Origin of the sequence: Microcoleus sp. Pol7_B2 (assembly GCF_036701035.1) — a bacterium.
In the GTDB taxonomy this organism is placed as follows: Bacteria; Cyanobacteriota; Cyanobacteriia; order Cyanobacteriales; family Microcoleaceae; genus Microcoleus.
The window spans coordinates 1-1,839 of record NZ_JAUBQB010000181.1; the positions used below are offsets into that span (position 1 = coordinate 1).

Below are 1,839 nucleotides of genomic sequence, written 5' to 3' on the forward strand. Positions count from 1 at the left end.
GAGTCGGCGTGACTGTAGGGTTAAATTCATAAGCGCCAATATCAACGATCGCACTTCCGTTATTATCACCATCTTGAGGGCGACTCACACCGCGCTGATCGGCAGCCGGCGCGCCCGCACCAGTACCAGTATCAATTGCCGGACTTCCTACTAGCAGCGGCAGCACAAAAGCGCCGTTAATATTTTCCAAAGGGCCGAGTAAAGGGTCTGCGATCCTCACATTTGCCGTAACATTACTATCATTAGGATCTCCGGTCGTCAGTTTAGCGGGAAATTGAAGATTGTTTCCCCCATCGATGAGCTCCCGTCCAGTGTGCTGCCTAGTTTTAAAAGAATTACTTGCCGTATTCCTATCAAAAATCGAATTCTTGACAGTAATTGGTGATTTCACAGGATCGTTAAAAGTAGCAATACCTCCGGAAAATTCAGCCGTATTCTTAGCAAAAGTCGAATTGACGATGTTAGTCGAAAAGGAATCTCTGTTAGCGACAAGCATTCCTCCGCCCTGCTTAGCAGCGCTGTTGCCGGAAAATGTACTGTTAACAATGCTGATATTTCCATTCCCTCCTGACCACAAACCGCCCCCATTATCTTCAGCTTGGTTATTAGCAAAAGTAGAGTTTGTGACAGTAAGATCCACATTTCCGTGACGAATTGCGCCTCCAGAACCTCCAACTCCTGCTATATCCTTAACAGCTTTATTGTTAACAAAAGTGCTATTTTCCAAAACTATCTTATCTTCAAGATAGCCAAATAAAAATCCTGCCCCTCCTTCTCTGGCTCCGATATTGCCATCAAAAACGCTGTTGCGGATAGCAATAGTTCCGGCAACAGGGCCGGGGGTTGCATTCGGCCCCGAAGCATTAGCGCCATCGACGTAAACTGCCCCGCCAACGCCTTTATCTGTGCGGTTGCCGGTGAATTTAGAGTTTTCGATCGTCATGCTGCCCAACAGGTTATTAACAGCGCCGCCGTAGCTGCCTTTGTTGTTGGTAAATTCGCTATCTCTGATAGTCAGAACACCGCCGCTTTTAGTGGCGATCGCCCCGCCACCACGTTCGGTATTATCCGCTAGGGAACCGTCATTGCCGCTAAACTTGCTGTTAATTACAGTCGTCGTGCTGCGAAAACCCGTGTAAATGCCGCCACCAAAACCGGCCACATTATTATTGACTTGGCAATTTTCTAAAGTTAAAGTGCTGCTACCTCCTGTTTGAATGCCACCACCGGCGCTAGTTGTCTGATTATTTGGGTCAGTACCAGAAACTTTGCCGTTGGCAACAATTAGGTTTTTTAGAGTAACATTGGTTGCACCTTCTGTGAGGATTACCCGCGAAGTATTGTTGCCACTGATGGTTAAATTTGCTGCACCAACGGCATCAATTGTCAAGTTTTTGTTGATGACAAGTTGACCGTTCGTGAGAGTAATTGTTTGGCTGGCAAGAGTGGAGGCAAATTCAATGGTATCGCCGGCTGCTGCGGAGGCGATCGCATCTCTCAAGGAACCGGGTCCGCTATCATTATTGTTGGTAACGGTAATAGTCTTTAAAGTCCCTTGATAATCAGCCATTGCTTCTGGAGTCAAGGCTAGCGGTGCTTCAATATCCCCTTTGGCAAACTCCAAATTCCAGTTACCACCGCGGCCAGTGCGATCGCTAGATGCCGCAATATCAGCCCCGGTTAACTCGCCTAGGCGATCGACAAAATCGCTTCCCGAACCCGCCGCAACATCGCAACCATAAAGCACAATATCTGCTTTGTCGCTTAGCGCATTTCGCCACCCTTGCAACTGGCTTTCATATTGCGGCAAATTATCCGAATTCAGCGTTGCAGAACCTA

Annotated in this window: 1 protein-coding gene; it reads right to left on the reverse strand. The window is 47.7% G+C overall.

Features of this window, described 5'->3' with window-relative positions; all coding sequences use genetic code 11:
• A partial coding sequence (locus tag QUA57_RS28405; RefSeq protein ID WP_333251558.1) for a DUF4347 domain-containing protein occupies positions 1 to 1,839 on the reverse strand: 1,839 nt, incomplete at both ends.